At 54.8% G+C, this 25,876-nt stretch carries 21 protein-coding genes and 2 pseudogenes; 16 read left to right on the forward strand and 7 right to left on the reverse strand.

Annotated features, from left to right (window positions below; translation table 11 throughout):
* Positions 1-41 precede the first annotated feature (41 nt).
* Complete coding sequence (locus M5C56_RS12005) at positions 42-836, forward strand: DNA adenine methylase (protein WP_103495022.1); 795 nt, start codon at positions 42-44, stop codon at positions 834-836.
* Between the two features lie 1,197 nt (positions 837-2,033).
* Positions 2,034-3,335, forward strand: coding sequence for a hypothetical protein (locus tag M5C56_RS12010; RefSeq protein ID WP_247263121.1), 1,302 nt, complete (start codon positions 2,034-2,036; stop codon positions 3,333-3,335).
* 23 nt (positions 3,336-3,358) lie between these two features.
* On the opposite strand, the pseudogene M5C56_RS12015 reads toward M5C56_RS12010, so the two are convergent.
* Positions 3,359-4,031 (reverse strand): annotated as a pseudogene (locus M5C56_RS12015) (SOS response-associated peptidase family protein).
* A 527-nt stretch (positions 4,032-4,558) separates the two neighbouring features.
* Between M5C56_RS12015 and M5C56_RS12020 the strand changes: the two are divergent.
* The 8 genes from M5C56_RS12020 to M5C56_RS12055 all read left to right on the forward strand — a co-directional run bounded on the left by M5C56_RS12020 (position 4,559) and on the right by M5C56_RS12055 (position 11,880).
* Positions 4,559-5,086, forward strand: a complete 528-nt coding sequence (locus M5C56_RS12020) for a hypothetical protein (protein WP_247263120.1) — start codon at positions 4,559-4,561, stop codon at positions 5,084-5,086.
* Positions 5,087-5,612: 526 nt separating this feature from the next.
* Complete coding sequence (locus M5C56_RS12025) at positions 5,613-6,038, forward strand: hypothetical protein (protein WP_103495025.1); 426 nt, start codon at positions 5,613-5,615, stop codon at positions 6,036-6,038.
* Complete coding sequence (locus M5C56_RS12030; protein ID WP_247263119.1) at positions 6,035-6,205, forward strand: hypothetical protein; 171 nt, start codon at positions 6,035-6,037, stop codon at positions 6,203-6,205. Before M5C56_RS12025 ends, M5C56_RS12030 begins: the two co-directional genes overlap by 4 nt.
* Before the next feature lie 953 nt (positions 6,206-7,158).
* The gene (locus tag M5C56_RS12035; protein ID WP_103497487.1) at positions 7,159-7,875 is read left to right on the forward strand and encodes a hypothetical protein; all 717 of its coding nucleotides are present in this window, start codon (positions 7,159-7,161) and stop codon (positions 7,873-7,875) included.
* A gap of 290 nt (positions 7,876-8,165) precedes the next feature.
* Positions 8,166-8,957: a DUF6694 family lipoprotein gene (locus M5C56_RS12040; RefSeq protein ID WP_103497486.1), complete on the forward strand. Its 792-nt coding sequence runs from the start codon at positions 8,166-8,168 to the stop codon at positions 8,955-8,957.
* Positions 8,958-9,259: 302 nt separating this feature from the next.
* A complete protein-coding gene (locus tag M5C56_RS12045; RefSeq protein WP_103497485.1) occupies positions 9,260-9,964 on the forward strand; it encodes a polyphenol oxidase family protein in 705 nt (234 codons plus the stop codon).
* 355 nt (positions 9,965-10,319) lie between these two features.
* On the forward strand, positions 10,320-11,180 hold the full coding sequence (locus tag M5C56_RS12050; RefSeq protein WP_247263155.1) for a hypothetical protein: 861 nt from the start codon (positions 10,320-10,322) through the stop codon (positions 11,178-11,180).
* A 175-nt stretch (positions 11,181-11,355) separates the two neighbouring features.
* Positions 11,356-11,880, forward strand: coding sequence for a hypothetical protein (locus M5C56_RS12055; protein WP_103497483.1), 525 nt, complete (start codon positions 11,356-11,358; stop codon positions 11,878-11,880).
* A gap of 160 nt (positions 11,881-12,040) precedes the next feature.
* On the opposite strand, the gene M5C56_RS12060 is transcribed toward M5C56_RS12055, so the two are convergent.
* From M5C56_RS12060 to M5C56_RS12080, 5 genes and pseudogenes are all read right to left on the reverse strand, one after another.
* On the reverse strand, positions 12,041-12,715 hold the full coding sequence (locus tag M5C56_RS12060; protein WP_103497482.1) for a polysaccharide lyase family 7 protein: 675 nt from the start codon (positions 12,713-12,715) through the stop codon (positions 12,041-12,043).
* Positions 12,716-12,871: 156 nt separating this feature from the next.
* Positions 12,872-13,240 (reverse strand): VOC family protein, encoded by a 369-nt coding sequence (locus tag M5C56_RS12065; protein WP_103497481.1) that lies wholly within the window; start codon positions 13,238-13,240, stop codon positions 12,872-12,874.
* A gap of 136 nt (positions 13,241-13,376) precedes the next feature.
* Complete coding sequence (locus M5C56_RS12070; protein ID WP_103497493.1) at positions 13,377-13,907, reverse strand: GNAT family N-acetyltransferase; 531 nt, start codon at positions 13,905-13,907, stop codon at positions 13,377-13,379.
* 287 nt (positions 13,908-14,194) lie between these two features.
* Positions 14,195-14,482 carry a NadS family protein gene (gene nadS / locus M5C56_RS12075; RefSeq protein ID WP_103497480.1) on the reverse strand — a complete coding sequence of 96 codons (288 nt, stop codon included), beginning with the start codon at positions 14,480-14,482 and terminating at the stop codon, positions 14,195-14,197.
* 2 nt (positions 14,483-14,484) lie between these two features.
* Positions 14,485-14,788, reverse strand: a pseudogene (locus M5C56_RS12080) (type II toxin-antitoxin system RelE/ParE family toxin).
* Between the two features lie 418 nt (positions 14,789-15,206).
* Between M5C56_RS12080 and M5C56_RS12085 the strand changes: the two are divergent.
* The 3 genes from M5C56_RS12085 to M5C56_RS12095 all read left to right on the forward strand — a co-directional run bounded on the left by M5C56_RS12085 (position 15,207) and on the right by M5C56_RS12095 (position 16,876).
* Positions 15,207-15,590, forward strand: a complete 384-nt coding sequence (locus M5C56_RS12085; protein ID WP_103497492.1) for a hypothetical protein — start codon at positions 15,207-15,209, stop codon at positions 15,588-15,590.
* A 137-nt stretch (positions 15,591-15,727) separates the two neighbouring features.
* Positions 15,728-16,411, forward strand: a complete 684-nt coding sequence (locus M5C56_RS12090) for a LysE family translocator (protein WP_247263118.1) — start codon at positions 15,728-15,730, stop codon at positions 16,409-16,411.
* A gap of 66 nt (positions 16,412-16,477) precedes the next feature.
* A complete protein-coding gene (locus tag M5C56_RS12095) occupies positions 16,478-16,876 on the forward strand; it encodes a DUF3224 domain-containing protein (RefSeq protein ID WP_103497478.1) in 399 nt (132 codons plus the stop codon).
* Positions 16,877-16,921: 45 nt separating this feature from the next.
* On the opposite strand, the gene M5C56_RS12100 is transcribed toward M5C56_RS12095, so the two are convergent.
* Positions 16,922-18,061 (reverse strand): lactonase family protein, encoded by a 1,140-nt coding sequence (locus M5C56_RS12100; RefSeq protein ID WP_103497477.1) that lies wholly within the window; start codon positions 18,059-18,061, stop codon positions 16,922-16,924.
* Between the two features lie 501 nt (positions 18,062-18,562).
* On the opposite strand from M5C56_RS12100, the gene M5C56_RS12105 reads away from it, so the two are divergent.
* From M5C56_RS12105 to M5C56_RS12115, 3 genes are read left to right on the forward strand one after another with little or no spacing between them, the layout of a single operon-like run.
* Positions 18,563-19,645 (forward strand): efflux RND transporter periplasmic adaptor subunit, encoded by a 1,083-nt coding sequence (locus M5C56_RS12105; protein ID WP_247263154.1) that lies wholly within the window; start codon positions 18,563-18,565, stop codon positions 19,643-19,645.
* A 52-nt stretch (positions 19,646-19,697) separates the two neighbouring features.
* Positions 19,698-22,763 carry an efflux RND transporter permease subunit gene (locus M5C56_RS12110; protein ID WP_103497476.1) on the forward strand — a complete coding sequence of 1,022 codons (3,066 nt, stop codon included), beginning with the start codon at positions 19,698-19,700 and terminating at the stop codon, positions 22,761-22,763.
* The gene (locus tag M5C56_RS12115; protein ID WP_281438761.1) at positions 22,763-25,876 is read left to right on the forward strand and encodes an efflux RND transporter permease subunit; all 3,114 of its coding nucleotides are present in this window, start codon (positions 22,763-22,765) and stop codon (positions 25,874-25,876) included. The genes M5C56_RS12110 and M5C56_RS12115 overlap by 1 nt, the downstream gene beginning before the upstream one ends.

The following is a 25,876-nucleotide window of genomic DNA, read 5'->3' on the forward strand; positions in this document are numbered from 1 at the left end:
AAAATCTAGCACCTGATATTCCCTACAGAAAAGGCTTGCACATGTCTGAACCCATCATCCCCTGGATGGGCGGTAAGCGCCGCCTGGCCGATCGCCTCATTCCTCTGTTTCCGCCCCACGAATGCTACGTTGAAGTCTTTGCTGGCGGTGCCGCGCTTTACTTCATGCGCCCCCAAGCTGCACCGGTTGAAGTTCTCAACGACATCAACGGTGACTTGGTGACGCTGTACCGCGTAGTCCAGAACCATCTAGAAGAGTTCGTGCGGCAGTTCAAATGGGCGCTTAGCTCGCGTCAGGTGTTCGAGTGGCAGAAGATGACCCGCCCCGAAACGCTCACTGACATCCAGCGTGCGGCCCGGTTTTTCTACCTGCAGCACCATGCGTTTGCTGGCAAAACCACTGGGCAGACGTTCGGTACCGCCACGACCGGCCCTGCCATCAACCTGCTGCGGATTGAAGAAAACCTCTCGGCCGCCTGGCAGCGTTTGTCGGGCACTTACGTCGAAAACCTGCCCTGGCTTGAATGTGCCGAGCGGTATGACCGTGCCCACACCTTTCATTACATGGACCCGCCTTACTGGCAGACCGTTGGCTATGGGGTCGAGTTTTCATTCGCGAATTACGAGCTGATGGCGGACTTTATGCGGTGTTGCAAAGGAAGGGTGATGGTCAGCATCAACGACCACCCGGACATTCGACGGGTGTTCGAGGGCTTCCATGTCGATACGCTGAATATTCGCTACAGCGTTACCAACCAGCGACAAGGAAAGGCTGACGTCAGTAGCGAACTGGTGATCATGAATTGGGAACCAGCAGTCTTGGGGCGGCTGCTTTAGATCGATGGGCATGTGCGTGAGGCAGCTGGTGGATCGCCGGTTCCATTCGGTTATGCGTTTGAAATATTTCGGCGTCTGGTTCTTGCTTTTTGATTGACGAAATAACCGTGCAATCAAATAATTGGCAGTAGATGAACTGGGGGAGTGAGTCTTCGCTCATCTGAGGCTCAGCTTGATTTGGGCTTTGATTAGGGTAGCAGGGGGATCACGTTTTTTTCTTGTTTCCAGAGCTTGTCTTTTTAATATTCTTGTTTTTAGGAGTCCCAATGGAATTACAAAAAGAAATTCTACCGAATCGTGAGTCATTTGGTGCCGATCCTTTTGGATACAGTTCTTCGGCTTGGATAACTTTGGGGGCTGGTTCAGACACTGGCGGGTTTCCCTGTAGATATTTCAAAACCACCAACAACCGAGGATTTAAAAAGCCCGATACTATGGTTGACCCAAGCAGAGGCAATGTCGCAAGCTGCGTTTACGGTAATCAAAGCCGAACCAAGTTTCGATTCTATGCCCATTTATGCGAGGGGGGTGTGTGATCATCAATACTGCGCCGTAGGATTGATGCTGGTTGGCTATAGCTTGGAGATATGCTTGAAGGCTATGGCGATTCTGAGTAATGGTGTCGCAGATTATATTGCTAAGGAAAGGACTTTCTATCATCATCGACTAGTATAACTGGCAAGCTTTATCCCGGGACTTAGCGTTAAAGATAATGCGATTTTACAGATGCTCACGCACTTCACCTTATGGGCAGGCAGGTATCCCGATCCAGGGTCTAGTCGAGTGAGAGATGCAGAGGAGGTTTTTACAGTTTCTGAAGAGCATAAAATTTCTGGAAAAGACCTATTCGAACTTGTTACGCGTGTAATGAGTCACAGTCGGCTGGTGGTAGAGGAGGCCACCCGCTGATTATTAAAAAATGGAATTTGTTGCAGCTGTTGGCTGAGCATCGATCCTATAGCTTTCCCCTGAACTGCAGATGCTGCTTTCTCACCTCACCGAACCACCAACCAAAAGGGGCGACACGCTCAAGAAAACGATGCTGACGGATGTAAGTAATGTAGTTGTGGTTGTGGTTGTGATGGCTTATGCGAGATTTTAGGGTGCGCTTCTTGATTTTGAGTGTGAAAACGTTCTGTTCGAGTTTCGCGAGTCAAATTTTGGTGTCCGTGCACGGTTGTGCGAGTAATAGTTAGTATGAGTATTTTTTTGTTGTTTGTTAAACCTTATGCTTTTCTGGCGCACTTAGCGGCTTATGGGCTTGCTCAGAATTTGGAAGGTGTTGGTTTGTTTGGCTTCATAAATGATGTCTATGAGCCGGGCTTTCCATATCTAATAATGAATTTTGACCCGACTCAGGGTGTTAGTGTCATAACGGGTGGTATTTTGTGCTGTTTACCATTGCTATCATTAATGCTGGTAAGAGGTGCATTTGTACTAGGGAAGCTTTTGGGTGTTCTTACAGCGCTTGTTGTTTTTGCTCCAGGTGTGTTGAGTATTTTTGGTGTTACAGTCGGCTTTGAAAGCTACACCCCTGAAGAGTTCGTTTTGGGGGCTGGCTATCTTGGTGGGTTATGGAATAGTGGAGTTGTTTTTGTCTTGGCCTTTGTGCTGGGGTGGGCAGTGATTTTGATGGTTGCGAATTTATTTAAGAGTCAAAAGTTCAAGCACGGCTACGATCATGTCTGGTGTTTGCTGACTCTCGTGGGGTGTATGTATCTGGTGGTGGCCTCTCAAGTAAAGTGGGATGAAAGACAGGTCTCCCAAATCAACGGGTCGCTAGAGCATTATTTGAATGTGTTCAGCAGAGGCTATTCTTTATTAAAGGAAGAATGTTTGCCTGGAGGTAGGCTAGCTGGTGAAGCTGATGTATGCAAAAAAGTTACGTTAGTTTCTAGGGTGCTAGTGCGTGATGTTGAAGGGTCTGATCCAGCAGTGCGACGTTATGGTGGCGCCTGGCTCAAGTCTGCGCTAATGCAACACGATATAGATAAGGTTAATCTGGTTTTATGCAAGGAATATAGCTCTCAATGCACTGTCCTTCCTGACGGATTAGCGCTTGATCTTAATGATTTTGATGAGGCAAAAATTATTCCTTCGGAGGCCCATCTTCAGAGAGTTAAAAAGCTATATTCGAAGCTGGGTATTTATGTTGATAAAGTTAAAGCTGCCGAGGAGCATGAGAATCTAAAGTATTTTCTATTCTGCTTTATCTCATTTTTGGCAGGTGGAAAGGCCGCAACCTCGTCTATTTCAATTGTCGGAGAAGGAAACCTGAAATCTAGCTCGTGGCTATATTTAATTTTAAGATTTGTGAGTCTGAGTTTTTTTCGTTGTGTAGTGTTAATTTATGGCAGAATATTTGTTTTAAAAAACCTATTTTTAATATTTTACTTTTATGCTTTGCGCTTTCTAGCGTGTTTGGGGCGGAAAGGAAAGGAAGCGTTTTTGTTGTTGAAAAAGAAGCGCTGGCTTGCTTTTTCTAAAATAAGTGAGTGATAGGCTCCTCGGGGCAAGTAGCTTCAGATCGGCTCTATCAGTTCAGGCCCCAGGTTTCGCACGTTGCTCACGGCTGTGTCGACTTTGAACCACTCAAACACGTCTCCGGGCTCGCCCTGGTGTAGTGCCATCTGTTCGGTGTGCTCCTTGGATGTTGCCGGATCGAGCCATTCTTGGGCCAGATCCGGCGACAGAACCACCGGACGCCGGTAGTGAATGTCGACCATGCCGCCCTGGGCGTCGGTGGTGATGATCACGAAACCGTCGTGATCTCCGGGCTCATCGCCTGAATGAGGGAACTGGCCGATCGATGCGCATAGGATTAGCGAACCATCCTGGTGTCGAATCAGATACGGCTGTTTCTTTGGGCCGCCTTCATAGACCCATTCGAACCAGTTGTCGATAGAGCATATAGCGCGGTGTGGCCAGATCTGGCGGAAGAAAGGGTTGTGAGCGACTTTCTCGACCGGAGCATTCATCGGTGCAGCGTGGTCTGTCGCCCTGTGGGGCCTCCAGCTCCAGCGCACAGGGTCGGCGTATAGCGTTTCCTATGTGCAAGAGGGCGAGCTGCATTGTCGGTGCCGCGTTGTAGCGCCCCGGTGGCTGGTCACCGACGTTGTTCGCCAGAGCCCCAGGCATGCTGAGCACTTCGACGAAATCGTGAATGCCACGGTACTGCGATAACCGGCCACACATTTTGAATCCTCCGTTGCCCGGTATCTACTCAATGTAGATCAGCCTGAGGAGCGCTTCGGTCGCCAGGAAATTGAAAATCATTGATTGCTGAGTACAACACTGTTTTTTGTACAGTGCGGAGGTCGTCATGCTTTTCGTCATCACCCCGCGTCGGATTCGTAGTGTTGCCGTTCCCAAGGTGCCGAGTCTGTCTTTGGCGACATCCATATCAGCGAGTCAATGAACCGCGCGCTCAGCCGAGCCACGTTTACAGCCTGGGTCTTCAACCCGGGCTAGCCAAAACGTTCAAGCAACCGGGCTGTGGGGACCGCTACATTCCTTTCGTTCTGAATGCTCCATCCTGGCTCGGTTGCCTATTATCGAAAACCTTGCTCGCGCTTTCTGGCGCCTTTCGTCAAGGAGGCTACACTTGAGGGCAGGTATTATGTGTCAGCCAGTCGTTGGCAAGCCCCCTCAGTTCTTCGCCATTGCTGTCTTCATTGCTGTTACCTCAATCAGCAAGAACCAGTAAGCCAAGGAGAACTGTCATGAGCAAGAGTACCCGCGCCCCTAAACCTGCAGCTACGGATCAAACGCTTAAGACTATATCAAGCCTAGCGGAAATAAAGGCAGATACAATAATAAAAATAATCCCCACTGCAGATTTGCAGTTTTATCTATATGCTTACGCCCCAACCGGTGAGCAGATTTTCATTACTAGTCATAGCACTCCTCCTCCTCGCTCATTGTGGACACTTCATCTCCAGGTGGTGGGGGAGAGCGCGTTTTATCACATTCGGTCTTACCCAGATAGTCACCTATACATGACTTATGTAGCAAGCCAAGAAAAAGTATTCCTTAGAACTTACAGCGGAAACGATGATCAAAAGTGGCTTTTTTTGATCGCGGATGTTGCAGATGGTCGCGGGATTTTTAATATATGCAATATAGTACAAGACAAAAGCTATCTAAGCGTCCGCCTTCCTCTAACGAACGGATCGCCAATCCTTACTAAATATGATTTTAGTGATTTCACTCAGCGTTTTATTCTACAGTCCGAGGGGGAAACTCCTTAATAAGCAGAGGATACTCCTATTCATATTCAGTATTGCTGGCGGAGGATCATAAGGTATTCAAGCTAGAAGCGATTTGAGCGGGCCTCTACAATAAAAGGGGGGGCGTAAAGCCTCTCTTTTTAAATGGGGAGCCAACTGGACTAGCCCATACAAAACCGGACACCAGCCCCTCGTTAATTTGATGCCGTTTTTAAGCGCCTGAACTCTCTCGGAGATCAGTACTTGAGGGCGCTGCGTGGATGCTGCTCGTTGTAGTGCTCGAAGGCAATCGCCAGGTTGTGTAATGCTGTGCCGCTATAGCTAGTCGTGCTGGCGACCCAGCCGATAGCTTCGCGGTCACAGCAGTCCAGGGCGAAGCTGAGCGTGATGAAAAATAAATTAATGGATTAACCGTTCAGACCACTAGGGGACGATGCTGTCGGTGCGTTTGGGGTTAACTCTTCTATGTGGCTGCGCGGTTGAGCTTTGATTTTCAATCCATTAGGCTTGCTACCCACAAGGACCGTAGGTAAAAAAGGATTGATGAATGGCAACTTTCTACGACTATTTTAAAGAAAATATGGACGGGTTGGGCCTTCCTGCGCCCGAGTCGCTCTTCGGCACTGTGTCCACCGCAGTGGCCACGGCTTCGACGCTCCTTACTCAAATAGACAAGTTCGGTAAAACGGTCACCCTCGGTGAATTGATCAGTGCTGGCACTCGCCTTGAAAAACTCGCCATAATCGGCGCCTGCTCAGCAGCGTTTTATGTGGGGGCCGTGATTGGCAGTATCGCCGTCGCTACTGGTCGGAGTCTTTCTGGGGGGCTATCCATCGCCGATGTGCTGGCCATGGCCCGGGCCAACAACCTTGATCGAGGTTGGCTGAGTGCCTGCCTAATACAGTACCCAGGCGTGTACAAACCTGAATTGCCAGGCCGTCAGTTGTATCGCAACGCCAGGGGAATCGCATGAAGGACTCCATTCTGTTGCTTCTCGCCGCTCTGGTGGTGGCCGTCGTGTCCTGGGCATTCTGGCATTTTGCCGGCGCTGATGGATTTTCAGTTTTGAACATTGTCGCGCTTGTCGCTTTGGCCGCGGATAACCTCCGGCTGCGTAGAAGGTTGAAGCGGTCGCTTTGATTTTGCTGTCGTCATCAGGCTGCTCTGGTCCTCAACCTCACTGAAAATTTACCCCAACCTGGCATGATTGGGTTTTCGTGATGGTGGCGGCGTAGCAGTGGAGCCCGGAATTTTTCGGGATCAGTGTTCGTTCGGCAGAACGCTGGTGGAGGGTGAAATCAGTTCCGCAATCAAAGGCTCCCCCCTTGATTTTAAAGGTCTCCAGATGCACCTAGAATTTCAGGTTACGGAACTGATCTAAATGTAACTTCATGAAAAATAACAATTTATCCGGGGATTGCAAATCCATCTACGCCGGTTCGATTCCGACCTCGGCCTCCACTATTCAAAAGCCCCGTAGATTCGTCTACGGGGCTTTTTTTTGCTTGAAAAGTGTCGTTTTCGCCGCTTTCGGCTATTTTCGTCGCTGAGCACTGTTAGACATCATAAATTTCGGCAGGTGGAAAGGCCACAACCTCGTTTATTTCAATTGTTGGAGAAGGAAATCTGAAATCTAGTTCGTGGTTGTATTCAGGTTTAAGATTTTTGGATTTGGGTTTTTTTGTTGTGTAGTGTTGGCTTATGGCAGGTTTTTTGTTTTAAACAATTTGTTTTTAATATGTTGCTTTCATGCTTTACATTTTTTATGTGTGCTTGGGGAGGAAGGAGAAGGAAGTGTTTTTGTTGTTGAGGAATAAGCGCTGGCTTGCTTTTTCTAGAGTAAGTAAGTGAAAGGCTTCATGGAACAAGTAGCTTCGGGTCGGCCTTATCCATTCCGGGATAGAACAATAAACAGTGGCTGACTACTGCCTTCTCTCTGGCGACAATTTGACATTGCTTACGGAAGGGCTAGACTTGGTCGGGTAATACGCGAATCCTGGCGACTCGTAGTAGCTCCTCTCAATTCTAGTGGTTTGAAGCGGCTTGGGCGTAAAGATAAGCATCCCTCTTAGTTTATTAAGTGGAGCACTGTCATGAGCCAATTTCTTACAATTGAAGATTACGTTACGCAAACTCAGAAGTATCGTGAAGATTATTTTCCGCCCAGTGCATACCCGGGGCCTAATTTGGGCAGTTTTCTGGCTATGCCTTATAATCAGCAGATTCTTGCTGTCAGTGAAAAGCTCCAACAAAGGCCTCCTAGTGATGAGCTTGTGTCTGACTATTTAGCTTGGGTTCCTCGAGAGCAAGGAGTAATTGATAATTACAGCGAAAAAAATATCCCTTTCCAAGGGAGTTGGTGGGCAGGGGGTGCAATTACTCAGTTCGATACTTACACTGTCTCCACTATTAGTGAAAGCGTAAAAATAATCACGGTGGCTATGCAGGAGGCTTTTCTTAACGGCAGTCATCGAATTTGTGGTTATATAGAGTCCGTAGATGACCAGAAAAGGTGGGCCTATCTTCTTAATTGTGTCGATTATGACGACAGTGCGCAGTCAGTCGGGGATTTCCTGAAAAATGCTATTGCCTCAATATCGGATTATGATAATGCCTATATTGCAAATATAAAAGGTACTGCGGTTTCCCAAGATCTGTCACACGTTGCTTTCTTGAGGAAAGGTACTTGTCGTGCTGTGCTTTTGCAAACCTTTGATTATGTAAATCCTCATAGTAGCAATATATCAGGATATCAGCATAACTACAGCATGATAGATTCCGCAAATTTCGATCTGTCGCATCAATATTAAGGCGCCCGCATGTTATATGCGAGCGTCTTGCTAGCTCGTCTAGGTCCTTGAAATATTTCAATATCGGGCTCTGTTTTTTGTGTTCGCCACAGCCTTCTTCAGGATCAGGCCGTTGCCCGATTAAAACCCCGTAGATCCGTCTACGGGGCTTTTTTTGCCGAAAAACATCGCTCCCGCCGCTTTTCGGCCATTTCCTCCGCCGGGCATCCTTAAAATCATAAGAGCACCTGTTAAAGGTGACGAGGTAGTGGCCTTTTGCTAAAGTCCGTTTTTTATAGGGATGAAATCAGATGAAACGGATGTTGCTCGTTGGGCTCGTGGCGGTGTTGTTGGCGGGTTGTGGAGATCCCAGGCTCGATGCCACAACAGAGGCGACGTTGCAGGAGTCCACGAAAAAAGTAGCTGAAAAGCTCTCTCCTGAGGAAAAGAAGCAGTTCGCGGCCGACCTGATGCTTATTGCATTGAGCAAAATGGATCTTGTGAACAAGTCGGCTGACGTCATGGAGCAGGAGATCAATTCGAGCATGAACGGCAAGACCGCCGCCGAATTGAACACCTTGGCCAACAACATTCGTTTTGAAAGGGATAAAAAGCAAAAGGAGCAGGCCTTGCTGGAGATCAAGGCGCTGCAGTCCAAGGTGGCCGCTGCTGCGGTAGCCAAGGCTGAACTGTCGAAGTTCACCGTGCCCAAGTCGAGAATACTGAGCCAGGCTGAAAAGTACTCGAATATCCCTCAGCCGATTATCGAGTTGACGGTTCAGAACGGCACCACCCACCCGATTTCCCGCGCGTATTTCAAGGCAACCATTGCCAGCCCTGAAAGAGCCGTGCCGTGGTTTGTTGATGTCTTCAGCTACGACATTGGTGGCGGGCTGGAAGCGGGCGAGGGCGCTGTTTGGAAGCTTCTGCCTGATAAATACGGCAAGTGGGGCCATATTGAAGCGCCTGCCAGTGCCTATGTCTCTGTTGAGGTCTATAGGTTGGATGGGCCAGATGGTAAGGCGCTTTTTGACGCTAGTGGTTTGAGTGAGGGGGAGCAGGCGAGGTTGGATACTTTGCAGAAACAGTATGGCGCGATCTGATAAAGGCTGATTTTCATGAACCCATTGGGAGGGTTCATGAGGGACACGGAATTACCTTTCGTGTTTCGCGGAAAGAAGGTATAGCTCTCGAATTATTTCGTTATACCTACTGGATCTGGTAGTAGACGCTGACACACCCTGTGTCGAAACCATGTGCCGACTGAAATATTTTATCTTTTGGCCAGCACCTATACTGAAGTTCGCTGACAGCGAAGCCATCATGTATGATTGGCTCCGTGCGTGGCCCGAGATAGATGCATGGAGTGAAAGTGCATAAGCTTATTACATCAAGGTGACTCTTAGTGTACTTATCTGAAAAATTATCGGCGATCACTTATATCGAGCACGGCTTTAATGTCGCTATGCAAGATAGCCTGCCTGCTAATTTGTTGCACCTGCATCAACAGCACTCCAACACGGTGGTTGAAGTGGGCTCAGATGATGAGTCGGGAAAAATAGCCGCCGATGCAGTCTTTACAAGGTCATCAAGACCCATCTCAATCATAACAGCAGACTGTCTGCCCATTCTGGTGAGCTCCACTGCTGAGCCTTTTGTAGCTGCGATTCACGCGGGCTGGAAAGGCTTATCCACTGGAATTATAAAAAACTCGTTCAGCGCTTTTTCTCTTGCTGGGGTTGATAAGAGCAGCTTGAAAGTGGCCCTTGGCCCCTGCATCATGGAGTGCTGCTATGAGGTACAACTCCAAATGATTCGTGATATAGAATCTATTCAGGGTGCACTGTGGGCAGGTGATCAACCCCCATGGTTTTCTAGCCGACCAGCTCATAGTGCGAACTCTGCCATTGCTACGCATGGGGAAGCCTGGCTGAGCCTTTCCAGATACTGCATGCTTCTTTTGATAGCTGAGGGTATAAACTCTAGTCAAATTGAAGAATCTGCCATATGTACCTATTGTTCAGATCTCGGATTTGGTAGTTATAGAAGACGACAACACAGATCGGAGCAAAAAACTTTTCAATACTCGTGGATTCGCTCTTTACTATAGTGTTCGGTGCGCAGTCACAGAATGATGGGCGTAGAAATTAACTCCGCGCCTCCCACGGAAAAAGCCCAGATTTATTTTCCATCATCGTGATAATGATGTGAAAGTAAATCGGCCCTCATTTTCCGCATTTTCTGGGCCATGGTAAGGTGAAGAGCATTTTCAATACCGCCCCTGTGAGCATCTGGTTTCTATGATTTTCGGTCCTGATCCATCCGTCATTCTATTTATTTCCCTGCTGGTATTGCTCACAGCGATGAGCTGTGTCGGGTTGCTGTGGGTCCTGGTTGCTTTGCTGTTCGCATCGACCCGGCGTCACCTGCGGCGCAATCCTCGGCGATATACGTGCTTGATCGCGGTGGCCCTGGTGTTTGTCGGGTTGGGCGGAGCGATGTGGCGGGACTTCCAGCGTATCGATGATGAAGAGCAAGCCCGGCAACAGGCATTGAACCCTAGATTGCTGGTTGATCTGCACCTGGGCGAGCTGCATTTTCCCGCGGGCAGCCAGGCCCATCTCGGTACCTTGGAACCTCTGGATTGGGAAGCAAAGCCCCAGGCACACGGTCTTGAAAGCTTGAAGTCCATTGAGCTGCCCGCATCCTTCGAGGTCCTGGGGTTGCCGGTGGTGGCGATTGATTTTGCGCCGGGCTATGACAACTCCCGTGTCCACTTGGAGCATGACCATTTCGTGCAAGACTGGCACTGTGTCGCCGGCAGTTGGGCGACCTTCAGGCGAGAAATGGAGGACACCTACCGGCCAAGCCGCTGGCATTTTTCCGGGTGCGACCTGGTCCCTGGCGAGAGTATTGCCGGTGTGAACTGGCCGGCGGGTACGGTGGTGCATGGCGCCGGTTCGGGCTGGATGCTGAGGGCCGAGGACGGGGACAACCTGGACATTGCCCTCGATGGACTTCAATTGGCCGCATTGCGCATGACCCTGGATCCACAGCGTGAGCCTGAGAGTTGGGAAGGGCAGTTGGCGCAGCCTGCCACGCTAGGGGACTGGCGTTACCCCGCGGGTACGCGAGTTCGGGGAAATGCCCGTGGCGCCTGGCTGTTCAGTCCTTCCGGTGAACAGGACGCGATCAATCTGCGCACGGGTGAAAAGGTCGCTCAGGGCCGCTCTATCCTCCAGCGGCGCGGCGCTGAAGCTTTGGTGGCCATCAAGGCCAACAGTGAGGTCGGGGTGATCGACTGGTTTGTGATTACTCCGCAGTAATCCTGCCGGGCACCCATGTGGATCAAACGATCGCGATGCCGCAGCCTGCGCCAACCCGGTTAAAACTTCCTTGCACTAATGAAACATTTGTTAGTTGTCCCTCGACGCGATGACACGGACCATGGTCCGTAGTAAACGCCAATCACGCTACTTCAGCACGAGGAAAACTGGCTCCATGCTTCAGAAGAAACGCTCACCGCAGCACACGGTCATTCACTGTCTGGGCAGGCTGAGCCTGCGCACAGCGGGTGCCGTCGTAATCACCCTCGCTACCTTGGGTGGCGCACAAGCGGCCACATCCCCCACGGATACCATCAAGGCATTCAAACTCTGCACTGGCGCGGATAACAACTCCCACGTACTGGAAGGGACCGTCGACCAGCACATGCGCAACGACGTGACCGCCATTCACTTCAAGCAAACCCCGGCGCATACCTCCTTTGATTGGCACAAGGACCCGGAGCCTCAGTACGTCATTACATTGTCCGGTACCCTGGCGTTCGTGACCAAAACCGGTGAGAAATTCACCCTGCATCCGGGTGAAGTGCTGGTCGCCGAAGACAATACCGGCTCGGGGCATCGCTGGAGTCTGGTCGACGATCAACCTTGGCAGCGTGGGTATGTGGTCCTGAAGCCTGGCGCGCCGGATTCGTTTATCCCGAATGACCCGGTTGCTGCGAAAGTATGTAAAGCGCCTTAAGAATGCTGTCCACCGCACCGCTGTAGCGCGCCACTGGCCCGGCACAACTGCCGGGCCAGCTCATTTCCCGCTGCTCCAGTCGATGTACACAGGCCAATTGGTAACGAACAGTTCAGTCATCCAGCGAATAGAGCAGTATTGGGCTGCGGCTAACGCCAGATTAAACGTGAGTCACGGACAGTTGGCTGATAATGCAAATTGAGCCGTCGGTTGGCGATGTGGTATCCGTATAGTCAATTTGATTGTAAATCCCTCCATGGAAATCAAAGGATTTGGACAGCCAGGAGCTTCCCAATTGAAGCGTTGGAGAGGAGGCAGACTGACCGCCGCTACTGGCGCTCACGATAATCGCGCCCTTAGAGTTGCTATGGATGCTCACCTTGAACTTCGCACCTAACGCAACGTTACCCAGCAGAAATGCAGGCGTTGGGTCGGCACCGTTGAATTCCTTTCGAAATGCATAAGTGAGTGAGTTCTTCTCCCAAAACACCTTGATTGCCGGGTCTACATCGTCCTGAACGTGCATCTGTGAAACCACGACCTTCTGAGCCGAGTTCACCTTCACCAGGGTCATCTCTTGCCGGTTCCAATGATTGGCGGCGCTAAGCAGGGTCCAGTAAATCGGCTCTTTCCATTCGCAGCGCGTTCGATGTGTACTCTTGCTGGATGCCCCCTTGGTAGGGGCCGTGAGCTGAATAGATCCATCTGGCAGCCGGGTTATTACGGTAGGGCACTCTGCGAGAGCCATAGTACCGTTCAGCTCCAGCGCTACCGGGTTGGTGGCTGACGTCGGCAATGGTGTGGCGATGTCGAAGTTGCTGATATCTACAGTCATGATGGTCATCCTTGGTCATGGGAACTGTTTTTAATTGACGCTGGCTAGTCTGATACCTGCGGACGGTTATAGTTCACCGATTGGAGGTCATTGAGGGCGGGTGTCGAACCTCGCGACCTCCTTGATCCCTGCCGCGCCCAAACCGCCCGCTTTGGATCAGCTTGATGGTTTTGAAAAGATGTTTACCAGGCTGCCATCCGGATCACGGAGCAGCAGGGAGGTATTGCCCCATGGCATTATCGTTATTGGCATCACAACTTCCGCATCACTGACCCGAAGCAGCACGGCCTCGACGTCATCCACTTGAAACTCCAGGATTGCCGAGCGGTTGCTGGCGGCGACGGCCAATCCGTTGTTATGAAGACGGATCAGGCGCTCATCGCTTATCGCCAGGACGACTCCGTCGAAGTGTATTTCGGCGAACCCGTCAGCAAGATGCCTGGGCTCAATGGTCGAGAGATTTTGATAGAACTGGACGAGGTGTTCGAACTTACCGGTGACGAGGCGGACAGACGAGAATTTCATGATTTGACCTGACAGAAATGAGAGGCCTCAGCCTACGTCAGGCCTCTGTCAGTTTCTGGCAGTATCGTTTTGCAAAACCCGGAAAAAGGAGCAAAAAGTGGAGTCCCACTTTTCGCCGTGGGCGAATAGTCGGGTGTCAACCCTCAAATGTTGCCCGCTCAATTTTATAAAAATAGTTTTCTTGCTGACCCACAGGGAGCTGCTTTATTGATTTATGGGAGAACGTCCCACCGATCTTCTCCACTGCCCGCTGCGAGCGAATGTTTTGACTGCCAATGTGGAACCAAACGGTGTCGACCCACTGAAAGGCATGCTTGAGCATCAGGTGTTTAAGTTCTCCATTGGCACGGCCTCCCCATTTTTCCCGGGCTAGAAAGGTGTATCCGATAGCAACCTCACGTTTTTCCTCGCTGAACTCATAGTAGCGAGAACTACCGACTACGCTGTTGCTGTCACGGTCGATAACGACCAGCGCGCTCTGCGAGGTAAGGGCTTCGTTAAACCATTCGCGAAAGACAGGTTCCTGGTAGCGCGTCGGGCTCGGGTGTTGAGCCCAGATCAATGGGTCGGATGCGACGCGGTAAAGTGATTCGAAATCCCCGGCTTCCAGCGGGCGCAGCTCAAGTGACTCACCCAGAATTGATGGGGAGACGGGTAGTGCTTGCATCATTTTCTCCTGAGAATCGGATGGCTTGTTCGGCTGCATCCACATTGGGGGCTTCATCGGCTTTATCGTCATTGCAGGCAGCTATTTCGATCCATTTACTGACGACTGTAACTGTAACCCGCGACACTTCGTTGTCGTTAGCTCAAGAAGATAGAAATTGATCAGCGATAATGTCGTGATTGTTTGCTGTTCAGCAGAAAATACATCTGCTACTTACGAGTTTGAGCTGGTTGCTGCAGCGTGCTGAGTCAGCATCTTTCTGATGCAGGAGGCTGGCAAGGACTCAGTCAAACCGTCAAGGCGTTGAGCACATGTACAGGATCGTTGTGAATGGCCCTCAAAAGGGCTTTCGCTGGGCCAGTGGGTTCACGTCGACCTTGCTCCCAGTTACGTAGGGTACCTAACTGAACATCGATCATCGCGGCGAACTTGGCCTGACTCAGTCCAGTAGCCTTGCGAATCGCTTTGATCTGCAAGGCGTCGACGGTAAATTCGCGAGAGGGCTGACGCTCACCTCGCACGATTTCGTCCATTTGCTGCACACTTTCCATCAGCTCATCAAAGAATTTGCTCATGGTTATCTCCATTGTTCAATAACCGCTTTCAACGCCTTGCGTTCGTCGACGGTCAGGTCTTGCTGTTCATTCTTTGCATAGATCATCAGCAGAGCTATCTGTGATGCAGAGACAAAATGGTAGTAAATCACTCAAGCACCACCCCGCTTACCATGGCCTTTAGCCGCCACGCGGATTTTCCTGATTCCGCCAGTACCTTCAATGACATCGCCAGCCGATGGAGCCAATACCAAGGCCTTCTGAAAGCTCGCATAAGCATCGTCATCAAGCAGCTCTCTTGAAGATTGGAGTTTCAATAAACATCATAGCCAATTACGCCACTGACTTACTGTCGTGCAATCCTATACCTGAGCAGTGGTAGCGTTCACGCGATCTTCTGTAACGGTGTATTTATGCCAGCATGGATCGCCGATGGACGATCCATCGCAAGAACCAGGCGGTTTCTTGTTCCTAAGACACCGCTCAGTGGCGTCCAATCAGCATGCGAAATGACCTCCAGAAAAAACTCATATTTCCCACGCGTTTCAGGCATGGGAGAATATTGCGTGCGCCAAACGTCAGGGCTACTGTTCAAGTGTCGCTGCAAATTCAGCGATACGGGGTTTGCAGCCCGGAATAACAGAGTTCCTTTTCGTAGCAGAGGAGCTTTATCGTGACCAAAAAAAACACTCCCGATTCACATCCGATCAGCAGCGCGCTCAGCACCACCGACAAAGACATCTACTTGCGTAAGATCTCTGATCTCTCTACCAGCGGAAATGAGGAGGTCCCGGTCAGCGAGCCCCGTTTGCTCGACACCCTCGCATTCACCTGCGCCAAACCCGTCACTCCCGAAGCCCCGTACAAACCCACACTGTTTGCCATTCAACCGGGCATCAACGCCCAGGACGCACTGACCTACGTCTCAAACCTTCTCGAAACAGCAGAACTCAACGGCGATGAAATCAGCCTGCACACCAACCCCGTCGAGCGAGCGCTGTTCTGGGGCATGCTGCATTCGGTGGAGGTAGCGCGTGCGGTGGTGGACGCACTGCTTGAGGGCGCGTCTCCCTCTAATCAGCTAGCGTCCGCGTTGAACAATCACCCGATTGATCGCTCTGATCGGTAGGCTGGACCGCCAGGGAAAGACGAGGAGGGCAGCCGCTGGAGATCAGTCTGCACATAGTAGCCATCCGTTGCTCCGATGTGCAGGCTGTCGTGATCATGATCAGCCTTTGAGGCTGACCTTGGTGGCGTACCACTTGCATGCGACTGGCAGCATCTTTGGCAATTCCCACTGGATTAAGGATTTTCCCTTTGGCACTGCACCTTTGGTTTACTTTCGCCCTGGCCTACCTGGCAACGACCCTGTCTCCCGGTCCAAACGTACTCTTGGTCGTACGCAATACCTTGCGCCATGGGCCCCCAGCCATGGCTGTAACACTGCTCGGCAACCTTGTCGCTCAGTTGCTGGTGACCAGCGGCGTGGCACTGGGCGTGGGTGCTATCCTCATTGCCGTGCCTACGGCATTCCTGGCGTTAAAAGTCATTGGCGCCGGTTATCTGATCTACCTCGGGTTGCGCCAATTATTGGCCCGTACGCCAGTGGTCCGGTCAGAAGGTGAGCCGCAAACCAGTCCACCGTCATCGAAATGGAACATTGGTATGGAGGCGTTTCTGGTCTCCGCGAGCAACCCCAAAACGCTGATTTTTCTCTGCGCTTTTTTACCGCAGTTTCTTGATCATGATCGGCCCATTCCCGGGCAGTTCCTGATGATGTACCTGACCATTGCAGCTATCGTAGTGATCGTCCATTCGGTTTACTGCTACACCGCTTACCGATTCAGTAAACGCCTCAGCGCCGCGCATTGGGTCGTGGCCTTGAAGCGCACCACCGGGGCGATATTCATCGGTCTGGGCGTACGCTTGCTGAACACCAAGGCGCTGTAAGCCGAAATCCGGTAAATCCAATTTATCAGTATGGAAGTCACCCATTCCTTTCTTGAAGAACACTCCATGAAAAGCACACAAGCAAATGGCTCTTTTGAAATCAGACTAAACCCCGAAACCCTTAGCGAACCGGCTACCGGGACAGGTCTTGGACGCATGTCCTTCAACAAGGTCTTCCAGGGCGACCTCGTGGCGACCAGTCAAGGTGAAATGCTTTCTTTGCGCAGCAGTGTGCCGGGTTCCGCCGGCTACGTGGCGATGGAAACGGTGACCGGCACGCTTCAGGGGCGCAATGGCAGCTTTGTATTGCAGCACAGCTCCTCCATGACTCGCGGCGTAGCGGAGCAGTCCATTAACGTTGTGCCTGATTCCGCTACCGGGGAGCTTGCAGGGCTTGCCGGTCGCCTGGTGATCACGATTGAGGACGGTCAGCATTCCTACCAGTTTGACTACTCACTGTCCTGAGACCAGCAGGGAGAGGCGAGGGTGGTCGTGCCTCTCCCCGGCACTTCACGGATAGCTGACTGCCTGCACCCAGTTGGCGCCCTTGCCAGAAGGTGCACCGGAGCTACGCGTCAGCGTGCCGTGTAGCGGGTCGATGGCATACACACCCACCTCAGGGCTTTTCTCTCCGGTCACCAGCAGCCATTTCCCCGACGGATCGACGGTGATCCCCCGCGGTTGCTGTTCGACCTTGATGTTCTGCAGAAAGCTCAGCTTGCCGCTTTTGCCGTCTACCGAAAAGGCACTGACCGTGCTGCCGGTGCGTTCCGAGGTGTAGAGGAAGCGCCCGTTGGGAGTGAGCTTGATATCGGCGGCCCAGATCAGGTTGGCCGCCAGCGGTGGCGGTGTCGGTTGGCCAGGCTTGATCATCGGTCGGGCGATGCCGCGTACCAGGCCCGAGTCGGCGGGGATGGCATTGACTTCGGACAGTGCGCTCAGGCGTCCGCTCTTCGGGTCGATGGCGAATGTGGTCACGGTGCCGGCCATTTCGCTGAGCAGGTAGAGAAAGCGGTTATCAGCCGAGATCACCGGATGACGGGGACCACTGCCCTTGGGCATGTCTATATGCCCCAGTGGCGTGAGCTTGCCGCTGACGGCGTCGAACCTGAATTCCAGGTACTGATCGGAACCCAGGCTGGCGGCGTACACAAAGCGATTGGTCTTATCGACAATGATCGAGTGGGCGTTCGGGCCGGTCTTGATGACTTGTCGTACATCATCGCTCACCACACCCTTGGCATCGATGGCGTTGACGCTGATCAGGTCCTCGCCGTACGACGCACCAAACAGATAGCGACCGGCCCTGTCCGTCGAGATATAGGCCAGGCTGTCGGCCACGTTGGCGTTCTTCAGGTGCTTGAGAGCCCCGTTGGCCGGGTCGATGGCGTAGGTCGCTACCGAATAGGGTTTGGCGCGTATGGACGCATAGAGTTTGCTGCGGTCGGGGCTCAGCGCCAGGGGCATCACGCCGGCCCCGACGTCGGTGGTGGCCAGCGGCTGCAATTGCCCCTTTGCCGACAGCTCATAGCTGTTGAGCGTGCCGTCGTTGGCATTGGAGACGTAGACGTAGGTGTTGGCCCAGGTCAGTGGGGTGATCATCAATAGTGCGGCACCGGCGAAACCTTGAAGGGTTTTGGTTCGACTCATTTTAGGGACTCTTTATTGTTGTTTTTAATTGTCTGTCATCGTATGACTTGGTCTGATTGTTAAGCGGCCGCGCCTCCCTTGTCAATCCTGAGGCTGATCAGGGAGACAGGGGTTGCCTGTGTCGTTTGTGATCGATGTGGCATCCATCCGTATGACGGGCTGCTCCATGGTTTGGACGTCCGTGACGTCTTCACCAACGGAGCTGACTGCCGACCCGACGACTTGGGGAACTTCAGACTATTTCGAATGAGAAGGCGTAAAGGCTAGGCCGCGCCCGGCCGCGCGCGGGCATTTCTCCACGCCGCTCGTCACTTGCTTAACTGACAAGAGTTTCACGATCGGCGTACCGCCCCAGAAAGCTTAGGTTCAGGTTGCCGGGCGCAACCTCGATAGCAGACTAATCTTCAGGGGCATGGCCAGTGGCCGTTACCCGTAAAGAAACAAGCCCCAGGGGAGAGATGAGTGAAGCACAGCAAGGGAACAAGCATTCTGCTGGTGGTCGTGGTGCTGGGGCTTCTGGTGGGAGGCTGGGTGCTTTATCACAGCTTGAACAAGCCCAAGGGCAAACCGCCTTCGGTGGGCGATCCGGTGACGGCCGTCGCCGTCAAGTTGATGGATGTGCCGGTGTATATCGATGCCCTGGGCACGGTGACGCCGACCCGTAGCGTGACCATGGTCAGCCAGGTCTCCGGCATCCTGTCCTCGGTGGACTTCAAGGAAGGCCAGCGGGTCAACAAGGGCCAGGTGGTGGCGCGCATCGATGACCGCGCGCTCAAGGCCCAGTTGGCCCAGGCCAAGGGCGTGCTCGCCCACGACCAGGCGGTGCTGGTCAATGCCCAGCGTGACCTGGCGCGCTTTCGCGAATTGATCAAGGTCGGCTCGGTCAGCCAACAAACCCTCGATACCCAGGTCGCCACGGTGCAAGAGCAACTGGGGACAGTGGCCGCTGACGATGGGGCGGTGCAGAACCTGCAAGTGCAGGTGAGTTATTGCACCATCACCTCGCCGGTGGATGGCATCGTCGGCCTGCGCCTGGTGGACCCCGGCAACTTTGTCTCCGCCGGTAGCACCACGGGGATCGCGGTGATCACCCAGATGAACCCGGCAACCGTGGTGTTCGCGGTACCGGAGGACGATCTGGGGGCCATCGATCAGGCAATGACAAAGGGCAAGGTCGATGTCCTGGCCTATGACCGCAACAAACATAACCTGCTGGCCAGCGGGACCTTGCTGGCCCTGGACAACCAGGTCGACACCACCACCGGCACGGTACGGGTCAAGGCGCAATTCAACGACACCGGCAATGCGTTGTTCCCCAATCAGTTCGTCAATACCCGGCTCAAGGCCGATACCTTGCAGCAGGTTGCGGTGGTCCCGACCCTGGCGATCCAGCACGGCAGCAAGGGTGATTTTGTCTTCGTGGTACAGGGCAACAAGGCCAGCCTGCGCACTATCAAGAGCGGGCCGGTCAGTGGCGACCTGACGGCGGTGCTGGACAATGGCGTGAAAGTCGGCGAGCAGGTGATTACCGAAGGGGCCGACAAACTGGACAACGGCTCCGCAGTGAAGGTGGTCAGCCAGTGAGTTCAGCAATGTCTCAGACACTCTATTTGTGCCGGCCAGGTAGTCATTGCTCATGAACGTCTCCAGACCCTTTATCGAGCGCCCCATCGCGACCACGCTGTTGATGGTCGCCATCTTCCTGCTGGGGTTGCTCGGCTATCACTTTCTGTCGGTTTCGGCCCTGCCCGAAGTCGATTACCCGACTATCCAGGTCTTCACCCAATACCCCGGGGCCAGCCCGGATGTGATCAGTTCCTCGATCACTGCGCCGCTGGAACGCCAGTTCGGTGAAATGCCCGGCCTCAAGTCCATGGGTTCCACCAGTTCCAATGGTGCTTCGGTTATCACCCTGCAATTCGACCTGTCGCTGTCACTGGATATCGCCGAGCAGGAAGTACAGGCTTCGATCAATGCCGCCGGTACCTTCCTGCCGGCCAACCTGCCGTACCCACCGGTCTACAGCAAGGTCAACCCGGCCGATGCGCCGGTCCTGACGCTGTCGCTGACCTCCGATGTATTGCCCCTGACCAAGGTCGAGGACCTGGCCGATACCCGCCTGGCGCAGAAGATCTCGCAGATTTCCGGGGTCGGGCTGGTCACCATCAGTGGCGGCCAGCGCCCGGCGGTACGGATCGAGGCCAACACCTCGGCGCTCAACAGCATGGGCCTGTCCCTGGAGGATGTACGCACCGCCCTGGGCGCGGCCAACGTCAACCAGGCCAAGGGCAATATCGACGGCAAGTTCCAGGCGTTTTCCATCGGCGCCAACGATCAGTTGCAGTCGGCCGAGGAATACCGCGACCTGGTGATCGCCTACAAGAATGGGGCGCCGATCCGCCTGGCGCAGATCGCCACCTCGATCCAGGGCGCGGAAAACCCACGGCAGGCGGCCTGGACCAACGACACGCCTTCGATCGTGCTGAATATCCAGCGCCAGCCGGGCGCGAACGTGATCCAGGTGGTCGACCGGGTCCAGCAACTGCTGCCCACGCTGCGCGCCAGTTTGCCGGGGACCTTGAAGGTCAGCGTGCTGACCGACCGCACCCAGACCATTCGCGCCTCGGTCACCGACGTCCAGTACGAACTGGGGGTTGCGATACTGCTGGTGGTGCTGGTGATCTTCCTGTTCCTGCGCAATGTACCGGCCACGATCATCCCGGCCGTCACCGTGCCTTTGACCTTGATCGGTACCCTGGCGGTGGCCTACATCCTGGGCTTTTCCCTGAACAACCTGACCCTGATGGCGCTGACCATTGCCATCGGTTTCGTGGTCGACGACGCCATCGTCATGATCGAAAACATCACCCGTTACCTGGAGGAGGGCGATACACCGTTGCAGGCCGCGCTCAAGGGTTCGGCACAGATCGGTTTCACCATTATCTCGCTGTCGGTGGCACTGATCGCGGTGATGATCCCGCTGCTGTTCATGGGCGATGTGGTCGGGCGGCTGTTCCGCGAGTTCGCCATGACGGTGGCGGTGACCATCGTGATTTCCGCGATCATCTCCCTGACCCTGACGCCGATGATGTGTTCGCGCATGTTGCGCAATCACAGCGGGGAGCGGCGTCCGGACTTTTTCGACAAGATCAACGGCTACTACGTGCGTGGCCTGGACTGGATACTGCTGCACCGCACCCTGACGCTGATTTCCATCGTCTTCACCGCGCTGCTGACCCTGTTCATCATCGTGGTCATGCCCAAGGGCTTTTTCCCCGAGCAGGACACCGGGCTGATCCAGGGTATTTCCCAAGGCTCGCCCACCGTGTCGTTCCAGCAGATGGAGCTGCAACAGCAGAAGCTGGCCGCGCGGATTCTCAAGGACCCGGCAGTGGCCAGCCTGTCGTCCTTTGTCGGTATCGACCAGACCAACCCGACCATCAACCAGGGCAACCTGCTGATCAACCTCAAGGATCGCGGCGAGCGCGACAGCGCGGCGGTGGTGATTCGTCGGCTGTCGGATGCCAATGCCGATGATTCCGGGGTGCGCCTGTACCTGCACAGCGTGCAGGACCTGACCCTCGACGCGACGATCTCGACCACCAGCTACCGCCTCGGCTTGCAGGCCACCGACCCGCAGGTCCTGGAAGAGTGGACGACCAAACTGCTCTCGGCCATCGGCAAGGACCCGATGTTCAGCGATGTGCAAAGCCAGGCGATGCAGTTCGGCAACCAGATCCAGATCAATATCGACCGTGCCACGGCCTCCCGCCTGGGCGTGACGCCACAGGCCATCGATAACGTGCTGTACGACGCCTTTGGCCAGCGCCAGGTGTCGACCATCTACACCCAGCTCAACCAGTATCACGTGGTGATGGCCACCGACCGGCCACCGCGCAATATCGCCGACTTGCTGACCGGGCTCTATGTCACCACCAGCAGCGGTGCCGTGACGCCCCTGGCGAGCATGGCCACCCAGCAGGTGATCCGCACCCCGATCACCATCAACCGGCTGGGCCAGTTCCCCTATGCCGACATCTCCTTCAACCTGGCTCCCGGCCAGACCCTGGGCGCGGCGGTGACGCGCCTGGACCAGATTGAAAAAGACGTCGGCCTGCCATTGACGGTACAGGCCAACCTGGAGGGCGCCGCCGCGACTTTCCAGTCCTCGCTGTCGAACCAGATATTCCTGGTGGTGGCGGCGATTGTGGTGGTCTACCTGATGCTCGGTATTCTCTATGAGAGCTTCGTGCACCCGGTGACCATTCTCTCGACCTTGCTCTCGGCGGCCCTCGGCGCCTTGCTGGCGTTGTTGATCACCGGCACCCAGTTCGACATCATCGGCTTGATCGGCATTGTGCTGCTGATCGGGATCGTCATGAAGAACGGCATCATGATGGTCGACTTCGCCCTTGAGTTGCAGCGCAACGACGGACTCGACCCGGTGGCGGCGATTCGCAAGGCTGCGGAACTGCGTTTCCGGCCGATCCTGATGACCTCCATGGCCTCGCTGTTCGGCGCGGTGCCGTTGGCCCTGGGCACCGGCATCGGCTCGGAGCTGCGCCATCCGCTGGGCATCGCGATCATCGGCGGGCTGTTGCTCAGCCAGTTGCTGACGCTGTTTTCCACGCCGGTGATTTTCCTGGCGATGAACCAGCTGGAACGTCGCTTCAGCAAGCGTCACGCCGAGACTGAGGGCTGATGCCGATGAACATCAGCGCGCCGTTTATCCAACGCCCGATTGCAACCATCCTGCTGGCGGTCGGCCTGGCCCTGTTCGGCTGGCTGGCCTTCCTGTTGTTGCCGGTGGCACCGTTGCCGCAAGTCGACTTCCCGACCATCAGCGTGCGCGCCTCGCTGCCGGGCGCCGATCCGGAAACCGTTGCCACGTCGGTGGCCACGCCACTGGAGCGGCAGTTCGGGCAGATCGCCGGGGTGACCCAGATGACCTCGTCGAGCAGCCTGGGCTCGACCCGCATCAACCTGCAATTCGACCTGAGCCGCAATATCGACGGCGCCGCCCGTGACGTACAGGCGGCCATCAATGCCGCCCGCAGCAACCTGCCCAGCGATTTGTCGGGTAATCCGACCTACCGCAAGGTCAACCCGGCCGACTCGCCGATCATGATCATCAGCCTGACCTCCGACAGTGCCACGCCGGGCCAGATGTATGACGTGGCCTCGACCTTGCTCGAGCAGAAACTGCTGCAGACCAGCGGCGTCGGCGACGTCAACGTCGGCGGCGGGGCGCTGCCGGCGGTGCGTATCGAACTCAATCCGGATCGGCTCAACCATTACGGTGTCAGCCTGGAGCAGGTGCGCGCGGCGATTACCTCCTCGAACGCCAACCTGCCCAAGGGTGCGTTGTCCATCAACGACCAGTCCTACGGGATCGGCGCCAACGACATGCTGTTCAAACCCGAGGATTACGCGCCGCTGATAGTCAAGCAGAGCAACGGTGACGTGGTGCATATCGCCGATCTGGGTTATGTCCGCGAGGATGTCGAGGACCTGCGCAACTTCGGCCTGTCCAACGGCCGGCCGGCGGTGCTGCTGGTGGTGTTCAAGCAGCCGGGGGCCAACGTCATCGAGACGGTGGACGCGGTCAAGGCTTCGTTGCCGTTCCTGCAAAGCTCGATCCCGGCCTCGATCAAGCTCAATATCCTGCTGGACCGCACCACCACCATCCGCGCGTCGTTGCACGATGTGGAAGTCACCTTGCTGGTGTCGATTTTCCTGGTGACCCTGGTGACCTTCGGCTTCTTCCGCGACTGGCGCAGTACCCTGGTGCCGGCCATCGTCGTGCCGCTGTCGTTGCTCGGCACCTTTGGCGCCATGTATTTCCTCGGTTACAGCCTGAACAACCTGTCGCTGATGGCGCTGACCATTTCCACCGGCTTCGTGGTGGACGACGCGATCGTTATCGTGGAAAACATCATGCGCCACCTGGAACGCGGCGAAAGCCGGGTGCAGGCGGCACTGGCCGGGGCGCAGGAGGTCGGTTTCACGGTGTTGAGCATCAGTGTCTCGCTGATTGCAGTCTTCATTCCTTTGCTGATGATGGGCGGCATCGTCGGGCGGCTGTTCCGCGAGTTTTCCATCACGCTGTCGGTGGCGATCCTGATTTCGATGCTGATCTCCCTGACCGTGACGCCGATGCTCTCCAGCATCCTGCTGCGCCCGAGCGAGGAGACGGGCTCGGATCACGAATACCCGGACTCGCGCTTCCATCGCTTCTATGACCGGACCCTGCTCTGGGTCGTCGAGCATTCGGCCTTGATGGGCTTGCTGACCGTGCTGGTCATCGTCCTTGCCGGTGTGCTCTATGTGCTGGTGCCCAAGGGGTTCTTTCCCCAGGAAGACACCGGGCGGCTGCAGGGCAGCATCATCGCGCCACAAAGTATTTCCTATGCGGCGATGCAAGAGGCCTTCAGCAAGATCAACCAGACCGTGTCGAAGAACCCGAATGTCGAAACTGTCGGTGGTTTTATCGGTGGTGGCGGTGCGATCAACAGCGGCCAACTGTTTATTGCCCTCAAGCCGGTCGGTGAGCGCAAGGATAGCGCCGACCAGGTGATCGCCCAGGTACGCAAGGCCCTCGGTGACCTGCCGGGAACCCGGCTGTACCTGCAATCGGCCCAGGACATCACGGTCGGCGGCCGGCAGAGCGGGGCGCAGTACCAGTACACCATGACCGCCGATGACCAGGCCACCCTGGATGAATGGGTGCCCAAGGTCGTCGCGGTGCTGCATACCCTGCCGCAACTGACCGATATCAACACCGACCAGCAGGACAACAGCCTGCTGGCCAACATCAGCATCAACCGCGACACCGCTGCCCGCCTGGGGGTCAATATCGGCAATATCGACCAGACCCTCTACGACGCTTTTGGCCAACGCCAGGTCTCGACCATCTACAAGTCGGCCAACCAGTACCACGTGGTGATGGAAGTGGCGCCGCCGTACTGGACCGATCCACAGACCCTCAAGTCGATCTATGTCCCGACCGGACCGGTGAGCTCCAGCCAGGTGGCCAACGCTACAACGCTTTCGGCAAGCGGCAAGACGCTGGTACCACTGTCGGCGCTGTCGGATACCGGCATCCAGCGCACGGCGATCTCCATTGCCCACCAGGGTACCTTCCCGGCGGTAACGGCCTCGTTCAACCTGGCGCCGGGCACCTCCATCGGCCAGGCCACGGTGCTGGTGGAAAATGCCGTGGCCCAGTTGCGCATGCCGGCCAGTGTGGTCGGGCAGTTCGCCGGCACGGCCCAGGTGTTCCAGTCGTCGGTGGCCAGCGAGCCGCTGCTGATCGTCGCGGCCCTGTTGTCGGTGTATATCGTGCTGGGGATGCTCTACGAGAACCTGATGCACCCGCTGACCATCCTCTCGACCTTGCCCTCGGCCGGTGTCGGCGCGCTGATCGCCTTGCTGCTGACCGGCACCGAGCTGTCGATCATCGCCCTGGTGGGGGTGATCCTGCTGATCGGGATCGTCAAGAAGAACGCCATTATGATGATCGATTTCGCCATTACCGAGCGGGTCCAGCACGGGCGCAGTGCCCGCGAGGCGATTCACCGGGCCTGCCTGATCCGCTTCCGGCCGATCATGATGACCACCCTGGCGGCCATTCTCGGGGCCTTGCCGCTGGTCCTGGGCAGTGGCTACGGTTCGGAGCTGCGCCGTCCGCTGGGGATTTCCATTATCGGCGGGTTGCTGCTCAGCCAATTGCTGACGCTCTACACCACCCCGGTTATCTATTTGTGGCTGGACAGCGCTTCCGAGCGGCTGCGCCGGCGCGGCAAGGAGTCTTGA

This window comes from Pseudomonas sp. MWU13-2862, assembly GCF_023242495.1.
GTDB classification, from domain to species: domain Bacteria; phylum Pseudomonadota; class Gammaproteobacteria; order Pseudomonadales; family Pseudomonadaceae; genus Aquipseudomonas; species Aquipseudomonas gingeri_D.